General features: G+C 48.7%; 14 protein-coding genes. 8 read left to right on the top strand and 6 right to left on the bottom strand.

The genetic code is table 11. The features are described 5' to 3' along the window. The first annotated feature begins 16 nt into the window (after positions 1-16). The 3 genes from HRU79_04235 to HRU79_04225 all read left to right on the top strand — a co-directional run bounded on the left by HRU79_04235 (position 17) and on the right by HRU79_04225 (position 4,633). On the top strand, positions 17-649 hold the full coding sequence (locus HRU79_04235; protein ID QOJ25897.1) for a transposase: 633 nt from the start codon (positions 17-19) through the stop codon (positions 647-649). 1,093 nt (positions 650-1,742) lie between these two features. Next, on the top strand, positions 1,743-3,737 hold the full coding sequence (locus HRU79_04230) for a hypothetical protein (protein QOJ25896.1): 1,995 nt from the start codon (positions 1,743-1,745) through the stop codon (positions 3,735-3,737). A 509-nt stretch (positions 3,738-4,246) separates the two neighbouring features. Continuing rightward, complete coding sequence (locus tag HRU79_04225; protein QOJ25895.1) at positions 4,247-4,633, top strand: transposase; 387 nt, start codon at positions 4,247-4,249, stop codon at positions 4,631-4,633. 96 nt (positions 4,634-4,729) lie between these two features. Here the strand turns inward: HRU79_04225 and ligA are convergent, their stop codons facing one another. Next, entirely contained in the window at positions 4,730-6,766 is a 2,037-nt protein-coding gene (ligA, locus tag HRU79_04220; protein ID QOJ25894.1) for an NAD-dependent DNA ligase LigA, read from the bottom strand. A 113-nt stretch (positions 6,767-6,879) separates the two neighbouring features. Between ligA and HRU79_04215 the strand changes: the two genes are divergently transcribed. The 3 genes from HRU79_04215 to HRU79_04205 are packed head-to-tail and all read left to right on the top strand — an operon-like array spanning position 6,880 to position 12,034. Further along, positions 6,880-8,568: a lamin tail domain-containing protein gene (locus HRU79_04215; GenBank protein QOJ25893.1), complete on the top strand. Its 1,689-nt coding sequence runs from the start codon at positions 6,880-6,882 to the stop codon at positions 8,566-8,568. Between the two features lie 47 nt (positions 8,569-8,615). Continuing rightward, a complete protein-coding gene (gene ppk1 / locus HRU79_04210) occupies positions 8,616-10,772 on the top strand; it encodes a polyphosphate kinase 1 (protein QOJ25892.1) in 2,157 nt (718 codons plus the stop codon). Between the two features lie 2 nt (positions 10,773-10,774). Continuing rightward, positions 10,775-12,034, top strand: coding sequence for an ABC transporter permease (locus tag HRU79_04205; protein QOJ25891.1), 1,260 nt, complete (start codon positions 10,775-10,777; stop codon positions 12,032-12,034). Here HRU79_04205 and hemW read toward each other — a convergent pair. The 5 genes from hemW to HRU79_04180 form a co-directional block, all read right to left on the bottom strand. Further along, on the bottom strand, positions 12,021-13,160 hold the full coding sequence (gene hemW, locus HRU79_04200) for a radical SAM family heme chaperone HemW (GenBank protein QOJ25890.1): 1,140 nt from the start codon (positions 13,158-13,160) through the stop codon (positions 12,021-12,023). The two genes, HRU79_04205 and hemW, sit on opposite strands and share 14 nt — an antisense overlap. Before the next feature lie 3 nt (positions 13,161-13,163). Further along, the gene (gene lepB, locus HRU79_04195; GenBank protein ID QOJ25889.1) at positions 13,164-13,751 is read right to left on the bottom strand and encodes a signal peptidase I; all 588 of its coding nucleotides are present in this window, start codon (positions 13,749-13,751) and stop codon (positions 13,164-13,166) included. Positions 13,752-13,759: 8 nt separating this feature from the next. Beyond that, positions 13,760-14,275, bottom strand: a complete 516-nt coding sequence (locus HRU79_04190; protein QOJ27263.1) for a S26 family signal peptidase — start codon at positions 14,273-14,275, stop codon at positions 13,760-13,762. Positions 14,276-14,812: 537 nt separating this feature from the next. After that, positions 14,813-16,612 carry an elongation factor 4 gene (lepA, locus tag HRU79_04185; protein QOJ25888.1) on the bottom strand — a complete coding sequence of 600 codons (1,800 nt, stop codon included), beginning with the start codon at positions 16,610-16,612 and terminating at the stop codon, positions 14,813-14,815. A gap of 42 nt (positions 16,613-16,654) precedes the next feature. Continuing rightward, entirely contained in the window at positions 16,655-16,798 is a 144-nt protein-coding gene (locus tag HRU79_04180; GenBank protein ID QOJ25887.1) for a hypothetical protein, read from the bottom strand. A 28-nt stretch (positions 16,799-16,826) separates the two neighbouring features. Between HRU79_04180 and HRU79_04175 the strand changes: the two genes are divergently transcribed. Both HRU79_04175 and bla read left to right on the top strand, forming a co-directional pair. Further along, complete coding sequence (locus tag HRU79_04175) at positions 16,827-17,033, top strand: hypothetical protein (protein QOJ25886.1); 207 nt, start codon at positions 16,827-16,829, stop codon at positions 17,031-17,033. Between the two features lie 324 nt (positions 17,034-17,357). Then, positions 17,358-18,047, top strand: coding sequence for a subclass B1 metallo-beta-lactamase (bla, locus tag HRU79_04170; protein ID QOJ27262.1), 690 nt, complete (start codon positions 17,358-17,360; stop codon positions 18,045-18,047). Positions 18,048-18,535 lie beyond the last annotated feature (488 nt).

Here is an 18,535-nt window from a genome sequence, read left to right as displayed (position 1 = left end):
GACAGAGAACGCCGGTGTGATCACTACGATGTTTCGCGAGATGATCAGCCGTGGTTTCTGCTTCGATGACGGCCTGTTGTTTGTGATCGATGGCGGGCTAGGCCTTCGAAAGGCGATCGAAGAGGTCTTTGGCGAATATGCCGTCATTCAGCGCTGCCAAGTGCACAAGTTGCGCAATGTGCTTGACCACTTGCCGGAGAACGCACGTCCAGAATGGCGCAAACTTCTGAAGCAATTGTTTTCCTGCGATGACTACAAACACGCACGCGCTATGGCTGATGAACTCATAGCACGATTGCAGAAGATCAATCCCGCCGCTGCTGCATCACTCAATGAGGGCATCGAAGACGTACTGACCCTAACACGACTCGGCATGCGATCTGTCTTCGGATGCTCATTCGGTACAACGAACGTGATCGAATCGGCGAACTCTGCCATAGCACGTCGTACGAGGCACGTTACGCGATGGTCCACAGATGATCAGCGGCTACGGTGGTCAGCTCTCGCTCTCTTCGACGCAGAACAATCATGGCGACGAGTACATAACTATAAAAGATTGCTTATGTTGCACCGAGCGATCGTAAACGAAGTAAACAACAGAATCCAAAAACAATCAAACCAAAGCTATAGTCTCTCGATTTTCAACTAGGAAACGGACGTAGTCCATAAAAGAAATAATCATTATAATTAAAGAGATGTTTTATGAGTAAGAGTCTTATACACAATGGAATCCTGATTCTGTTTGTGGTTTTCTGTCACGCAGCCACCACTCTTGCACAAAATTGCGACTGCCCACACGTGCCACTAGAGTGTCCGCCTGGCACCGACTGTCAAACGACAGTCCCGGGGATTGATGTTTCATGGCATCCAGGCATTGAGGACATAATATATTCTACTGAAAATGGTACAGAATGTAAAATTAGAGTATATTTTTGTAGCAGAAATTTAACAACTACTAATTGTCAGAAAGATACATTTGGCGTTTCCTGTGAATATCGCATAAGTAAAATTTGTATCCCGGATAGTTGCGGGATTCTGTGTGGGCCGTTCATAGGAGCTTACAATCCTGAAGAACAACGGGGGGGCAATGAAGTATGGCAATTAATCACAATTGCGTTGGCAGAAAAGAACCCGCACAATCATTTTATACCGACCGTGAATCAGATAAATGGCGGGCTCTCAACAGCGTGGAAACTGAGTTTTCCTGCATGCTTCCAATGCTCAATTCAACCAGGAACAGGGTGTATCGTTACCGAGCAGTGTAGCGATCAATCGTGCTATAAGTGGTATAAGGTCTGGAAATGTATCCAACCAGAAGAAGGACCATGCGAATCAACAGAAGGATATCCATGCCCTACTCCATGTGATGGCAGTATGAATTTGGAATATATTTCTGGTTCATTAAACAAGGATGCAATCGACTGCCTACCAACGCAAGGTTGCACTCTCTGTGGATATTAATGTACAGTTGAAAGGAAGCTGTTCGGATGTACCGGTACTTACTTATTCTTATCGCTCTGACGAGCTCAATCACCGCCCAACAGTACCAGCGGATCCCGTTAGAGAGGGTTGCTTCGCGCCTTGTTATGTACAGCTCGGAAGGGGAAATTTACGGTATAGATTATACAGATAATGAAGTTTACAGTGTGCGGCATGATGATTCGCTATACTTAGTTTCGATTGGAAAGTACCCTGTATCGTATAAGTTCGTTAAGGCTGCACAAGGAAAGCAAGGCACGATCTTGATACTGGTAGATATCGGCAATGGCGATCTGGAGCTGAATCGGTTTGGTCACGATGGAATTGTTCAGACGTATCCTGCTAATACAGGACATTCAATTACTAAAATCGTAGATTTGGGAGAACAGGGGGTTTTGCTAGTTGGGTTTATAATTCTTACTGATGAAATTCGGGGTACGTTGGTAAATTCTGAGGGCGAATCAAAGTATCTTAAGCCGCTCTTATTATATAAAGATCCCCAAATGTATTCATTGCATAGCACCCACTGTAATACAACTTGTTTAGCAGTGATTCATTATAGAAATGAATATACTTCTATACGTGATACCTCGTTCTTTACCTTGGACATGGATTCGTTATCGTGGATTCCTGATAGCCGGCGTATAGGCGGTAGTATGTGGACCGATCTTGGTGAATCACTGTTTTGGGTTCGGGGGAATACGGTATATTCTACCAAAACTTGCAAAGATTCTGTAGTTCATAAAGTTCCTCTTCCAGCCTCACCAACAGCGCTTGTTCCGCTGTATAGTAGCGGGCAGTCGATTATTTTTACGAAAAACTCTGCCGGTAAGCTGGAGGCCTGGCGTTATACCCATGGCGGTGATACGCTGCAACGCGATGCATTCCTCTCAGCAATTGATTTCAGCTTCCAATCAGTAGCAGAGTTGCAGAATGGTACGTTGGTCTTCTTTGGCGATTCAATGTATGCGTTGAGTACGGAGATGATCTGGTCACGTCTGCCGTATTCCACTCATGAGTTTGTACCAACGTATATCGGCAGAGCCAACGTGTTTTCTGATTCTGTGATCGCGTTTTCGTACAACTATTTACCGAGATTTTTGAATACAAGAACATTGGAGTGGATTTCCTATACAACTGCCGATGGTACTGAATTAAATAGTCTTTACCTCAAGTTCATTGGTAATGCTATTCTCCTCCGGAAAGATACCTTGTTAGCCATCCTGGACAGGGACAATATGGAAATTCATATTGTCTATGAAGTTAATGATAAAGGCGATACAATACCCCACACAGAAGATTTGACAGGTCCTACAATCGGATTCCAAATAGATGATAGTGCTGTCGGGATACTTTATCCAAGTCGTTTGTATAGCCTTGACACAGAGAAGCGAGTCATTAAAAAGATGGCGTCTAACTGGAAATATCAAGATGACAATACACCTCTTATTATGTTAGGATGGGCATTAGCTGTAGTGTCATTCGACGGTAATCCGCCAAGAGTGCTTGCCGGAGCCAAGTCACTTGGAGATATGTCTGAGATACTCATGCAGGATGACAGTGTACTGGCCGCGATTGTCGCAACCACTGATGGTGGAAAAACATGGATAAGATCAACAACTGGAATGCCTCCAAAAAGTATATGCTTTTCGTTGGCGGCCTGTGCTGATACAGTATATGCAGCCGTTACGAATATAATTGGTGCTATCCCTCCTTTATATGAGCCTGCAACTATAATTGTTTCTACAGATCAGGGCAGATCATGGGGAGACAGAAGCATGATTCCTGTAAGTATAAAAAGAATGGAACCTGGGTTGTTTGTCTCAAATGATGGAGTTGTTTACGCATTTACCAAGGATTACGGATGCTACTATAGCTCAAACCGTGGTTTTGGCTGGTATGAGTTTACCGGACCATGGACTCCTGACGGCGGTGAGGTGTATTCCATGATTGAATATGCAGGCTACCGATATATCGTTACCACCAGAGGATTATATCGTACACCTATTACCACAACGGGTATAACTGAGCAGCCGCAAGCGAAGCATACGTGGAGTGTAAAGTGGCAGAATGATGCTTTTATTACAAACGGAATTCATCCTCAAACAGAGGGTGTTATTGTAACAGATATCGTCGGACGTATAATCCCGGTCATAGCCAACGGAGCTGCTATTACCCCACAGATGCGATTAACAGATGGTGTTTACATTGTGACAATCAAGCATGTAGGAGCAACTGCCGTACTTGTAATTCGATAGTAACCAAGCGATACTCCGGAAATAGCGATGTTATTGTTCGTTCTACAAGAAGCCCACTGTGCTGTACTGCGCCTTGGACTTTGATTGGCTAGGTTTTTTTCAACTGGGTTAAGGTACTGCATATACATTGGGTCTTACCCTATCTGCTACATCTTTAGCTCCAATAATTGGTAACATCGTTGTGAACACTGTGATGCGCTATCGAGAAAGAATCATACCGTATCCGGGTTTATATCTTCAAATATTCAAATCTGGATAATACGTCAACTGTTGGAGTCAAGGGGCTAGAGATAGCGTTGGCGTTTGCGTTGGCACATATGGAACCTGTCTGAATTGAAGGATTCAAGGACCGTGCTTGTGTACCCGACACAAAACCGTTCCTATACAAAGGAGTAGTCAACCAAACAGCCGTCGGTAGAAGACTCTGAACTGTTTGACACAAAACTGGTCATGCAAGAAAAAGTTCTAAGCAATAGATTGGCGCTGTTTTCACATCATAAGGAGCAGCAATGTCAGAGAAACGACAACGGCGACACATGAGTGCGGAGGAGAAGGTCAAGATCCTCCGTGAACATTTAGAAAAGAAGCGACCGATATCGGAGCTGTGCGAGCAGTATGGAATCGATCCTGGTCAATTCAGCCAATGGAAGAAAGCCTTTTTTGAAGGTGGAGTCCAAGTATTTGCCACTAGAGCTGGTCGGTGGCTTGGCCGACTGAAACGGAAGAGGTGTGCAACCGGGACTTCATTCTTGGTGGTGGTGGCGGGGGAGGGCAGTCCGGAGCGAAGCGACGGGCTTGCCGTGTGCTGTTGGAAGAGCTTGAGTGTGGCATCGAAGACGGCAGTACGAGAGTACTCAGTGAGTGCTATGGCGTTAGTCCTGAACATCCTTTCCTGACTCACGGAGTGATAGAATCTCCAGGATGCACAGGTGGTTTAGGGTTTTACCCTTCGACGGGCTTAGGTACCGAACTGCCATAATCCAAATCTTGCGTTAGCGCAGCATCCCCAGAAATTGTTCTTCAGATAAAACAGTAATACCTAGCTCTCGTGCCCTGGATAGTTTACTACCTGCTTCCTTACCGGCGATAACATAACTTGTTTTACTGCTTACAGAGCCGGATACCTTGCCACCACGCTGCTCGATGGCCGTCTGCGCTTCCTTGCGTGTGAAGTGTTCCAGTTCTCCTGTAAGCACAAAGGTAATGCCGGCAAATTCATTTGAGACAGTAGCGGTTTCAGTTCGACGAAACTGTAAACCTGCTTGCCGTAGTTGTTCTACAATGTCACGTTCTGATGTGTCACTGAAAAACTCAACAATACTCCGTGCTATACTGTTGCCAATGTCGTGTACTGCGCTGAGCTGTTCAACTGTGGCGTCGGCAAGCTCATCAATACTCGGGAATGCACCAACCAGGATTTTTGCCACTCCTTCACCTACATACCGTATGCCTAAGGCATACAATACTCGCTCGAATGGTTGCTGTTTGCTTTGCTCGATACCGGAAAGAAGTTTCTGTACGCTGCGGGGTGCCCACCGGTCCAGTGCTAACATCTGATCTGACTTTTCACCCAGTTGATAGATGTCGGCAACCGAATGCAACAGGCCTGCTTTAACAAACTGCTCAATCGCTTTTGTGCCAAGCCCCTCAATGTGCATCGCGTCGCGACTTGCAAAGTGCTCCAGTCTGCGTTGAAGCTGCCACGGACACAGCCCGTGTGTGCAATACCAGTTTACTTCACCTTCGGGCTTGTGAAGCGTGCTCTGAACATAGCACGGACAAGTCGTCGGCATCGTCCACGGTAGTGCATCAGACCTTCGTCTTGAATGCACAACTCCGCCAATCTTAGGTATTACATCGCCCCCTTTCTCAACGATAACCGTATCGCCAATACGCAAGTCCAGATGATGAACGAAATCTTCGTTATGAAGAGTGGCTCTTGAAATTGTGCTTCCGGCCAGTAAAACCGGCTGCAGTTCCGCCACGGGTGTAACCACACCAGTGCGGCCTACCTGCAAGGTTATATCGTTCAGAATTGTTTCAGCCTTCTTTGCCTCGTACTTGTATGCGATTGCCCACCTGGGCGCACGGGCAACGAACCCAACCTGCTCCTGCTGCTCAATAGCATTAACTTTAATTACAATGCCGTCGATGTTAAATGATAGTGAGTCGCGCTTTTGCTCCCATTCATCAATGAATGCTATAATCTCGGCAATGGATCTGCATGTGCGCAGGGCATTGCTAACGGGGAAGCCAAGATGCTTTAACGCTGTAACGTTGTCAGCCTGGGTGGTAGCAGGTAACGATGGTACACCTTCAGCATCAAGGTAATAGGCAACGAACTGCAGCTTCCTCTGTGCCGCATTTTGCGGGTTCTTCTGCTTTAGTGTACCGGCAGTCAGGTTACGCGGGTTTGCGTAGAGTTTTTCACCCTTCTCCAGAGCATCGTCGTTGATTGCAACGAAGTCTGAATTTAGCATATACACCTCACCACGAACCTCAATTACGCTGTTCTGTGAAGGGGCTTTGGTTGATATGTTGCTCCGCTGGTAAAATTCGTCGGTGTTGAGCGTTAATGGGATTGATTTAATTGTGCGGACGTTGTGGGTGATATCGTCACCCGCCTCACCATCACCACGGCTGACGGCCCGTATCAGCTGCCCGTCTTCGTACACAAGGCTTAACGCAACACCATCATACTTTAACTCACACACATATTCAATAGTCTCGTTATTTAGCAATGCACGAACTCTGCGGTCAAAGTCTTCGACCTCTTTACGAGAATATGTATTGGAAAGCGATAGCATCGGAGTACGGTGCCGGACGGTAGTAAATTCTGATATTGGTTTGTCCCCAACACGCTGCGTCGGCGAGTTGTCGGTTACCCGGTCAGGATGCTGTTTCTCCAAATCCTGAAGCTCCCTGAACAAGGCATCATACTCCTGATCAGTGATTTCAGGCTGAGCCTGCACGTAGTACAAGTAGTCGTGGTGCCGAATAAGTTCCCGGAGCTGTTCAATTCTGTCCATACACAAATATTGTGATATTCCAGAACAAAGGCTCGGAATACCCTTGGTGGAGCCGGCAGAGTTCCAGTTAGTCTGTAAGTCACGCCCGAGCCCTAAGCTGACACTGTCACGGTATGAAGCAAATATTGATGCTCGTGCTGCTTATGGTCAGCATACACATGAGTGCACAGGTGCTGATAACAGAGCTGCACCCGGTACCGGCTGCAGGCGAGCCCGAGTGGCTTGAACTTGAGAATACGTCGCCTGATGATGTTGATGCTTCCGGGTGGCTGGTGTGCGATGCACGGTCGTGTTCACAGATACCAAGCATTGCAATTTGGAATGGCAGGGCTCACAAGGCAGTTGTGCCTGCGGGCGGACGCCTGGTAGTAACGCGCGATGCCGAAGCACTGGCAGAGTGCCGTCGTCTGCCGGACGGTGTGCTTGTTGCAGAACTACCATTGCCATCACTGAACAACAGCACCGAGATAGTTACGCTTCGTAAGCCGGATTCTACGCTTACTGACTCTGTTTACTACTCAATGAAGAAGCATGTAAAAGGCCGAAGCATTGAGCGTGATGCGGCTTACTCCGCGGGGAGGCACGTGTATAACAATAGCTGGCTAACGTGTGTTGCTGCTGATAGTACAACGTGCGGACTTCTGAATTCAGTCATCCGTTTGCCACACGACCGTTGGATTGCAGCTATTGTGGTTGCTGATTACGCCGTCGAAATTCATATAACCAATCATGGTCAGAGCCCCCTCCCACCATCTTTAGTTCAGCTAACAGGGGCGATTACAGCTCCTGACTCAATGCCTGCAGACCAGCATTACACGAGTTTGTCGGTAACTGTACCGGCGCTACTCGATAACGAAACATATAAATGGGACATCCCCCTTGCTGACTTAGACTGGCCAACCGTAACCGGCAGCATTGAACTAACGGCAATACTGACTGATGTTGATGACCGACCAGAAAACGATACGCTTACAACCTCCGTTATCCTTCCTCCACCACCGGGAACAATAATGATAAACGAAATTATGTATGATTCATGGTCCGGACAGACCGACTACGTAGAAATTGTGAATGTTGGTGAAGCGCAAGCCGATATCACCGGCTGGAAAATTCAGGACGCCGGTGGTGCAGAGTTCACGATAAGTGTGCCTGCAACGGTGACAGCCGGAGAGTATGTGGTGCTGGCAAGTTCCGAAGCGGTAGCCGGTTTGATGGATGGCCGGCAACCGTTGCTGTGCAAGCCCGTGATGGACTTGAATAAAATTGGTGACAGAGTGATCCTTCGGTCAGCAAGCGGTTTCCTGGTTGACATGGTTGAGTACAATACACTATGGCATCTTCCAGGCTTGGACGTTACGACCGGCGTGAGTTTGGAAAAGATAAACCCCAAGCTTGCTTCGAATAGTGCCTCCTCATGGACATCGAGTGGCGCACTTCGTGGCGGCACGCCGGGCTACGCTAACAGTGTTATAACACCACTTGAATTTCATGGCTCGGTAACCGCATTGCCATCGCCATTTTCATCCAGCCGGACATCTGCACTGCACCCCACCGTGATTTCATACCGCCAACCGTTCAGGCACGCTCTGGTCTCTGTCACCGTTCGCAATACCCGTGGTGCAGAAGTGCGCAGTTTGATGAACTCAGTTTTTAGTGGAAGTGAAGGGGCTGTGGCATGGGACGGTACCTCGAACAGCGGACTGTCAGTAGAACCTGGTCCGTACCTTGTTGTTGTGGAGTGCTCCGATGCGGCATCATCAGCCGTAAGCCGTTCGGTGACCATGGTTGTAGTGGGCGAGTAACACCCCACACTTTGTAGCTTGTAAACTTCTGTTTAGCTTCGAACATTATGCCAAAGAAGCAGAGTCTCCAAAACACACCATCGCGCTCACAGCAGGCAGCAACGAAGGGCAAGCCAAAGCCCCCTTCAAACACTGCGGGTGAACCAAACCTGCATGACGAATCGCTGTACCTGAATCGTGAGCTTAGCTGGCTGGATTTTAATCGCCGGGTGCTTGAAGAGGCAAATGACAAGAACCATCCGCTTCTGGAACGACTAAAGTTTCTCACAATCTTTTCGAGTAATCTTGACGAGTTCTTCATGATACGGGTTGCCGGACTCATGGAGCAGCGTGCGCTGGGCGTTACTGAATTATCGGCCGACGGGATGTCGGCTACCGAACAGCTGGAAGAAATCCGCAGCCGTCTGCTGCCGCTTCTACGCTGGCAGGCTGCGATATTTAACGATGACGTGATGCCAGCTTTACAGGCAGAAAACATTTTCGTGCTGAAGTATGAACAACTTACGGCCGAGGAACGCCGGTTTTTTAAGGCTGACTTTTTGGATAATCTCATGCCGCTGCTTACGCCTCTGGCATTAGACACCGGGCATCCGTTTCCTCGGCTGATCAACACGTCCCTTAACATTGCCTTTGTTTTATTTGATGATGCTGAAACCGATGCTGAAATGCGGATTGCAGTGCTCCGCATGCCGTCAACCCTTCCGCGTTTGGTGCGTATCGAACGGAGTGGCGGCAACTTCTTTATCCCCCTGGAAGAAATAATACGCGCACAGGCAGCAAGTCTGTTTCCCGGACTGCGACTCCGCGAAAGTCACACTTTTAGGGTGACCAGGGATGCCGATGTAGAAATCGCAGCAGATGAGGCAAATGACCTGATTACGGCGGTTGCAGAAGGGATCAGACAACGCAGGTGGGGTACCGATGCGGTACGGATCGAGGTGGGACATGATATGCCAACCTTCCTGCTGGGTGTACTGTTGGCATCACTTAACCTTGATGCTAACGATGTATATTACCTGGAGGTCCCACTCAATCTGCAGGATTACCGTGAACTTTTAAAGCTCGAGAAACGTAGGCTTAAGTATTCCCAGTTTACCGGAAATGTTCCCCCTGAATTTGCAAATGAAGCGTTGAATATTTTTGATGTGTTAAAGAATGATGATGTAATGGTACATCATCCTTTTGATTCGTATGCTAATTCAGTAGTAAAATTTATTACCGAGGCGGCTTCTGATCCGCATGTTCTTGCAATTAAAATCACACTCTACCGCACGGGTGGTAAAAGTCCTATTGTTGAAGCTCTGAAACATGCAGCACACTCCGGGAAAAACGTTACCGCCCTGGTTGAGCTGAAAGCACGATTCGATGAAGAAGCAAATATTAACTGGGCACGCGAGCTGGAACAGAGTGGGGTCCACGTTGTGTATGGTGTCCGCGGACTTAAAGTGCATTGTAAGTTCTGCCTGGTGATACGTAAGGAGGGACGGAAAGTATTAACCTATGTGCACGTAGGTACCGGCAATTATAATTCTACAACGTCGAAGCAGTACACAGACATTGGCATTTTCACCGGAAATCAAAGGTTCGAAACAGACTTTATCCATCTGTTTAATTTATTAACCGGCTACAGTCGGTTATCGCAGTGGGAGTACCTGAGTGTTTCGCCTGTTACCATGCGAAATGATTTTCTGGACTTAATTTACAGGGAGCGCGAGATATCGGAGTCAGGTGGTAAAGGACAAATCATTGCAAAGATGAATTCGTTAATTGACCCCAAGATTATTCGGGCGCTCTATCGTGCAAGTATGGCCGGTGTCGAGATTCAGCTTATCGTGCGTGGAATCTGCTCGTTGCGTCCGGGAGTCCCCGGTATCAGCGAGAATATCAGTGTACGGAGTATTCTGGACCGCTTTCTGGAGCACAGTCGGATATTCTGGTTCCGAAACGGAGGTGATCCACGGGTATTCATTGGCAGTACGGACTGGATGGGGCGCAATTTTGACCGACGCGTGGAAGTGTTGTTTCCGGTGTTCGATGCCAAAATCAAAGCCCGTTTGTTTGAGATACTCCAGATGTATTTGTCGGCTAAGTCGCATGCCCGTCTGCTGCAGTCCAATGGCACATACGTTCGCCCACCCCAGTACACGCGCGAGGATGCTTACCGGGTTCAAATGGCGCTGTTACGACGCGTTCGAAGGACGTAATTATGTTTACTATTCCTGCTTGGCTACGGGTTGCCTTCCGGTATATCCGACCCCGACGTCTCACTACAATCGGGATAATCGGAATTATTAGCATGGCGGGTATTATCATTGGTACAGCGGCACTGGTGATTGTAATGTCGCTCTTTAACGGTTTCCGCGATGTAGCTCATTCACTGATGATTGGCTTCGGTCCGCATGTTCAGGTCGTCCCGGAATCAGGTAGTCAGATCATGGATCTCGCGCTTACTGAGCGTGCTCTGCTACGTGCCTGTGATAATGTCAACCCGACAAAGGCGGTATCACCGGTGTGGACGAGTAAGATTATTCTGTCGGCAGGGCGTCGTACGGGTGTTGCCATTGCACATGGATATTCTGCCGATACGTGCAGCGTGTTACGTGGCGTTGCGGCCAGCGTTATCATGGGACGTTTTGTGTTCTCGCCTCCACAGTCAGGGGTGGTGGTTGCGGCCGGGCTCGCAGAGCAATTGCAGATCCGAATTGGTGATACACTCAGGATTTATTCACCTTCTGCGGTAGAGCGCGCTGTGTTGTCAATGACGATGCCAACAGGCCTGCCGGTGGTAGTTAGGGGAATCTTTCAGTCCAATGTTGTTCGGGATGCCGATGTAGGTTCTGTCTATATGAATGCAGGACTTCTTAAACAGGAAACAGGGATGGTTTTACCCACGTCCGTTGATGCACTGGTTCAGAACCCGGCACTTGTCCAGGATGCGCGTGACAAAATTGAAGCAACAATAAACGCAATACAGAACAAGCAGCGGCTGACTGTGCGTACGTGGCAAGATGCAAATCGGAATCTGGTTTCAACAATGCAGCTAGAGCGGATGGGATCCTTTGTTGTGTTGTCACTGATTGTTTTAGTGGCCTCCTTTAGCGTTGTTGTTTCGCTTACTCTTGGCGTAATCGAGAAGCGCCGTGATATTGCCATCCTCTTGTCAATGGGCTTCACTCCCGAAAATGTACGCAATCTGTATCTGGCACAAGGCCTTATCATGGGCATTGTAAGCGTGGCCACGGGGGTCGTTTCCGGTGTGCTGATTACACTTGGACAAATCCATTTTCAGTGGATTGCGTTCAATGTGAACGAGGGGTATCTGGTTCCCGCATTGCCAATGACGCTCCAGACGGCCGATGTTCTATGGGTTTCGGGTGTTGGCTTGCTGCTTGCAACGTTGGCCTCGTGGTATCCTGCTCATCGTGCATCCCGAACCGTTGTTGCGGAAGCACTCAGGACTGACTAACAAAGTTTAACAGACGTACAGTGATTTCGTCGCACACGGCGTACCCCCTGGGTGTAAGTCGCCATACATCACCGGAATCTATTAGAAATCCGTCGGAGATCAAATCCGAAACGAAATCGGTAGGAACAGAATCTCGCAAATTTATATTGTAAGTGTTATTAATATCGTGCAGTGGAATACCATCGGCACGAAGCGTTAAAAACAGCATTTCGTCAACCTGTTGCTCCCGGCTTAGTGTTTCGGTATTTGCCTGGGGGAGCTGTCCGCTCTTCACCAGCTGCGTCCACGATGTCAGGCTGCGGTGATTCCAATACCGCATACCGTCAAGCAGACCATGTGCCGACGGACCAACGCTGAGGTAGTTACAGGCATGCCAGTAGGCAAGGTTGTGTTTGCAACGGAACCCCGGAAGGGCAAAGTTGCTTACCTCGTACTGCTCGTAGCCGCAATCCGTTAACATCGTGCATACAAGCTGATACATCTCGGCATCGGCAGAATCGGGAACGGCACTGATCGCACCACTGTGTAGCTGCCGGTATAGCGGTGTTCCCTGTTCGTAAATCAGGGAGTACGCGCTGATATGTGTGGGCTGCAGGTCAAGCACCTGGCGGAGAGTTGATTCCAGACTAAGCAGCGTCTGCCCCGGTACGGCAAACATGATATCCATGTTGATATTCTTAAAGCCAACATCCTGTGCGTTGCGGACGGCCTGCCTGGCTTGCTCGGGCGAATGAATCCTTGTAAGGAATTGCAGCTCATCAGGCTGCATGCTCTGAACACCAACACTCAGCCTGTTTATGCCGGTAGCACGGTAGCCTGCAAGAGATTCACGCGTAACGGTTCCCGGGTTGGCTTCCATGGTGATTTCTGCATTGGAAAGGGGCTCGGGTACTTCGTCCATGATACGCGCAATTTGCTCCCGGGTGAGAAGCGTGGGTGTGCCGCCCCCAAAAAACACCGTAGCTGCCCGGGTAGCTGGTATCGCAGGTTGCCTTAGCCGTAATTCGCGAATTACAGTATCAACAAACGTGCTCCGATGTTCCAGACGCTCAATGCTGTAGAAATCACAGTAAGTACATTTCTTTTCGCAGAACGGAACGTGGATATACACCGAGATTGGTTTCATTGGCTACAGGATGCGTTTAAAGAAGCGGTTCCACCGTATGCGCACTGTAGAATCGGACGATGATGAGCCTCGGGACCAGTAAATAAACAACGGTTTACCGATGATGTTCTGTACCGGAAGTGGCCCCCAGTAGCGTGAATCCCAACTGTTCTTCCGGTTGTCTCCCATAACAAAAACATGTCCTTCCGGTACAACCGTTACCTGCACCGGACCCATGGTTGGCTGTGTGTGATTGCTTTCGGGAGGATTTGGGAGCATTCTGTTATTAGCCGAAATTCCGTCGGCTGAAATCACCAGACTATCGCCGGGTAAACCAATAATCCGTTTTACGAAAAGGTCGCCTGAACTATGCCTGTCGGCATCCTCCGGCAGCGAGAACAGAATGATATCACCACGTTCAATGTTTCCTGTTAAACCAACAAGCTTACTAACAACGATGTTGTCGCCAGGCAGCAATGTGTTCTCCATACTATGCGAGGGAATAGTGTAGGTACCCACCACAAGCCATCGCAGTAGCAGTGCAAGCACAATAGCTGCCAGAGCTGCCGGAAGGAGATCTCGAACCCGGATATCGGCAAGCCCCTTACTCATCCGGAAACTTAATGAATGATGGTAAACAGGCGGTTCCAGCGGATGCCGGCAAGCTTCTCACTGAAGGATGTAGGAACTGAGTGAATCTCGTACATCCCGTCGGGACGGCGGACGGTAACGGTTTTCCGTGACTCAACAGGCCATGACCAGTACACCATCATTGGCGTGCCCACCACGGATTCTTTTGGAATGAAGCCCCAGAACCGTGAGTCAAGCGAATTATCTCGGTTATCACCCATGCCAAAAACATAGTCACGCTCCACGGTGTACGATGTAGCCGGTTGTCCGTCGATTAACAATCTGCCAATATCTACATTATGGCCTTCGCGACGGATAAATGTGCTCCACTCCAGGATGTTGCTTTGGTCAAGTTTAATCACATCACCCTTTGCGGGAATACGCATTGGTCCCCAGTTGTCGCGCGTGAACTGGCGTCCGGGTGGGAACGTCTGATACCGTGACTCTTCGGCTTCCCGCAGTCGCTGAGCCGGTGATGCCGTTAAAAACTGAGCATGTTCCGGCATGGCAAATTCCTTACCATTAACATAAACTTTCTGATTAATCAGTTGCAGTGTATCTCCGGCCACGGCAACGCACCGTTTTAAGTAATACTCAAAATTGTCGGCCTTGACCTGATCTCTGTTACCGGGGAACACAAATACAATCACGTCGCCCTGTTTAGGGTCAACGATAGCAGGGAGTTTAAAGTAGGGTAGTGGAATATTAAGAAACGGTATTATCTGCGGAGTACTTGGGCCAAAGATGGCCTTGTTCACAAAGAGGTAATCGCCTGCCATTACAGTCCGTTCCATCGAACCTGTTGGTACGGTAAACGACGCCAACGCCAGACCGTTCACGATGGTCACCACAGTTAAAGCCCACACGATTGTTTTAACCCATGCAATCAGGTGTTCGCCAATCGTTTCGGGCTTTTTTGCGTTTGCCTTACGATGTTTGTACTGTAAATACCACTGTTGTAGATTCATATTGCTTCCTGATGATGTGGCACGAGAGCACCCAATGTTAGGTCCATTGTTTTGCTAATCACTAATCACTAATCACTAATCAATAGACAAAACAGCAAGAAAGGCTTCCTGCGGCACTTCAATTTTGCCTACCTGTTTCATACGTTTCTTACCTTCTTTTTGCTTTTCAAGAAGTTTGCGTTTACGGGAAATATCACCGCCATAGCATTTAGCGATAACATTCTTCTTCATCGCACTGATTGTTTCTCGCGCAATAATCTTGCTTCCGATAGCAGCCTGGATGGCAACTTCGAACATCTGTCGTGGAATCAGCTCTTTCAGCTTGGAGCAGAGCTTCTTTCCCCAGTCGTACGCCTTTTGTCGGTGAACGATACTCGACAGCGCATCAACGGGCTCGCCATTAAGAAGGATATCCATGCGAACAAGCTCACCCGACTTATAATCGCTGTATTCGTAATCAAGTGAAGCATAGCCCCTTGTATTACTCTTGAGCTTATCGTAAAAATCAAAAACAACTTCTGCCAGCGGCAGCTCAAAGGTTAGGTCCACTCTGTCGGCACTAAGGTATGACTGACCCAGCATGGTCCCACGGCGCTCGATACACAGCTTCATGATTGCACCGATATACTCACCCGGGGTAATGATTTGGGCCTTGATAAACGGCTCCTGGATGTCGGCAATGATGGTAGGATTGGGAAGTTGTGACGGGTTATCCACCCACAGTTCATCGCCCTTGGTAGTTACTACACGGTAGCGTACGTTGGGAACGGTAGTAACGATTGTTTGGTTAAACTCCCGCTCCAAACGTTCCTGCACGATTTCCATGTGAAGTAATCCAAGGAAGCCGCACCTGAAGCCAAAGCCCAGAGCGTTTGATGTTTCGGGTTCAAATGTAATTGCAGCATCGTTGAGCGTGAGCTTGCCCAGTGCTTCGCGAAGATCTTCAAAATCGTCGCTGTCCGCCGGATAAATACCGCTGAACACCATTGGTTTAACTTCACGGAATCCTTCGATAGCTGAACTGCACGGATTGGCTGCGTGGGTAACGGTATCGCCAACCTTGGTATCCTGCAAACGTCGGATCGCCGCCGTAAAGTAACCTACGTTACCGGCTTCAAGTACCTTTGTGCGTTCTCGCTGCATGAACATCACGCCTACTTCATCCAGCTCGTATTCCAGTCGCGTGTTCATGAAGCGGATTGTGTCTTTCTCGCGCATTACGCCATCGAACACCCGAACATTAACAACAACGCCGCGGTAGGCATCAAAGATGGAATCGTAGATCAGAGCGCGCAGCGGCTTGTTAGGGTCGCCCGATGGCGGTGGAATCTTCTGAATTACGGCTTCAAGGATTTCATCAATACCGATTCCGGCCTTGGCCGATGCCAGAATCATGTCTTCTTCCTTACACCCAATAAGGTCCATTACCTGCTGCTTTACTTTCTCGGTTGTTGTTGCAGCAGCCGGAAGGTCAATTTTGTTAATAACCGGGATAATCTCGAGTCCCTGGTCGATAGCCATGAACAGGTTCGAAATTGTTTGAGCTTCTACACCCTGCGTTGCATCCACGACGAGCAAAGCCCCCTCACATGCACTGAGTGATCGTGACACTTCGTATGAGAAGTCCACGTGACCGGGAGTATCAATCAGATTTAGCTTATAGGTTTGTCCGTCTGCCGCCGTGTAGTCCATCTGGATAGCGTGGAGTTTAATCGTAATGCCACGTTCCTGCTCGAGCGGATTATTATCCAGAATCTGGTTATACGTCATTTCCCTGGCCGTAACCCTTCCTGTACGTTCAAGTAAACGGTCGGCCAGGGTACTCTTGCCATGGTCAATATGAGCGATGATGCAAAAGTTTCGGAAGTGCTGCATAAAGTGTGTGGTAGCTTTCGAACGTGCAAACCACAAAAATACTTAAATGGCGGTGCCTCGCTGTTTTCCTGTGATGGTAGGGGGCTTGGCCGGGCGCTCCATGGTAGGATTGGAGGCTTGTCTGTCCACCGTCAGTGGGTACAGGATGTTGTCCATGACCTCCGTCTGTCCGGTGGCAGCGTCCATGGTGTCTTGACGGCCTCAGCTCCGGGGCTTGCAGTCACCCGACCGGTTGTTTAGTATACGATTGTTGCTCCAGCCCCTTCCTATCGTCATTGAAGGTAGCGGCTCTGACGGTATGCAGACCTCCAATAGCTTTACAACCGTCATGTCAACGGTGGTTATCATCACTGCTTATCTGATGCGGTTGGTCTTCTTCCCGCAGGCATTAATGTATTGGCTGGTGGATGTGCAACCGTAATGTAGCCTACGTGGACGTGTGCCAACGGTGCTGATTTCAGTGACCGTTCGTAGACAGCTACATGACCTCCCGACAGACCGGGTATTGCGTCGTTTTTTTTGTAAGGGGCTATGTCATGAACGATTTCTGAAACAACGTTGATCAGGTAAGGCGTCGATCATGTTGCATTTTTGCTTCGGGACAAGTACCGACACACTTGTTCGAGTTGAATTCTGATGAGTTGAAATACGGAGAGGTTGGATGCACATCATCGGTACAATGCACTATGGCAGATCACTGCTGTTGCTGGTTTTACTACTCACGGGCTGTGCAGGCAGGTACAGGATGACCCCTGATGCAGCTTCGGTTTATAAATCACGAAATTTAGTAATAACCCGGATATCGGATCATTCGTATATCCACACATCGTATCTGCGTACTGATGATTTTGGTACGGTTCCGTGCAACGGCCTTGTGGTTAGAGATAAAAACGAAGTCATCGTTTTTGACACACCTGCTGATGATGCAAGTGCACAAGAGCTGATCACGTGGATTTCAGATTCGATGCGCTGTGTAACCAGGGCAGTAATTCCCACCCATTTTCATGATGACTGTCTTGGGGGGCTTGCTGCATTTCATGCAGCAGGGATACCATCGTTTGCGCACACCACTACGATTGGTCGTGCCAGGGAACACAACAAAACGGTGCCGCAGCATGGCTTCGGGAACGCACACCGGTTTGTAGTTGGCTCGCAGCACGTTATTGCACAGTTGATTGGTGAGGGACACACCTCCGACAATGTTGTAGGCTACTTCCCCGCAGAGAATATTCTGTTTGGTGGCTGCTTAATTAAAGAGGTAGGTGCCGGAAAGGGGAATCTTGAGGATGCCAATGTTGGGGCATGGCCTGCAACAGTTAAACAGATTACAAAAGAGTTTCCGGACATCAAACTTGTAGTACCCGGACACGGTGCATACGGAGACACGGCACTCCTCAACTACACTATTGAGCTGTTCTCAGGCAGCGAACACTGACAGCGGTACCCAATACCTGCGTCTTGTTTACCCAGTTTGCAGAAAAAGTGGACGTACAGGAACCAACAACTCTGCACATGCCGTTGCATTTATTGTGGTACGATAGTGTTTGTAATAAACGTTCGGCTATTGTACAGACGGTGGTGTACGGCATCGTCTAATGGTTGGTCGTGCAAAAACGGCTGTTGTCACACGGTATTGAGTAGAACTCGCGCTCGTATCAGATACCAACGGCCAGCGCTCAGCTACCAGAGAAACTCCGGTTCTGTATAGCGCACCAGATTCATGCAGTAATAGGCAGGTAAATAATACTACTGCACATTAGGTGTTCCGGAAGCCGACCCACTATCCTGGTGAGCTGCCACCTTCCTAAGTTGCAGTTTCTTATGGTGTTGTACGTACCGGTATTCGTGCAGATATCCCTCTGGGCATTTAAAGGCAGGGAACGTCTCCTATTTTGGGAGGTCGGGATTCAAGGGCATGGAAGC

The organism is Ignavibacteria bacterium (genome assembly GCA_015709655.1).
GTDB lineage: Bacteria > Bacteroidota > Ignavibacteria > Kapaibacteriales > Kapaibacteriaceae > OLB6.
This window is presented reverse-complemented; position numbering and strand designations above follow the sequence as displayed.

Coding starts and splice junctions, on each gene's coding strand:
- HRU79_04225 (QOJ25895.1), top strand. CDS start 4,247: ATGTCAGAGAAACGACAACGGCGACACATGAGTGCGGAGGAGAAGGTC.
- ligA (QOJ25894.1), bottom strand. CDS start 6,766: ATGGACAGAATTGAACAGCTCCGGGAACTTATTCGGCACCACGACTAC.
- HRU79_04215 (QOJ25893.1), top strand. CDS start 6,880: ATGAAGCAAATATTGATGCTCGTGCTGCTTATGGTCAGCATACACATG.
- ppk1 (QOJ25892.1), top strand. CDS start 8,616: ATGCCAAAGAAGCAGAGTCTCCAAAACACACCATCGCGCTCACAGCAG.
- HRU79_04205 (QOJ25891.1), top strand. CDS start 10,775: ATGTTTACTATTCCTGCTTGGCTACGGGTTGCCTTCCGGTATATCCGA.
- hemW (QOJ25890.1), bottom strand. CDS start 13,160: ATGAAACCAATCTCGGTGTATATCCACGTTCCGTTCTGCGAAAAGAAA.
- lepB (QOJ25889.1), bottom strand. CDS start 13,751: ATGAGTAAGGGGCTTGCCGATATCCGGGTTCGAGATCTCCTTCCGGCA.
- HRU79_04190 (QOJ27263.1), bottom strand. CDS start 14,275: ATGCCGGAACATGCTCAGTTTTTAACGGCATCACCGGCTCAGCGACTG.
- lepA (QOJ25888.1), bottom strand. CDS start 16,612: ATGCAGCACTTCCGAAACTTTTGCATCATCGCTCATATTGACCATGGC.
- HRU79_04180 (QOJ25887.1), bottom strand. CDS start 16,798: ATGGACGCTGCCACCGGACAGACGGAGGTCATGGACAACATCCTGTAC.
- bla (QOJ27262.1), top strand. CDS start 17,358: ATGACCCCTGATGCAGCTTCGGTTTATAAATCACGAAATTTAGTAATA.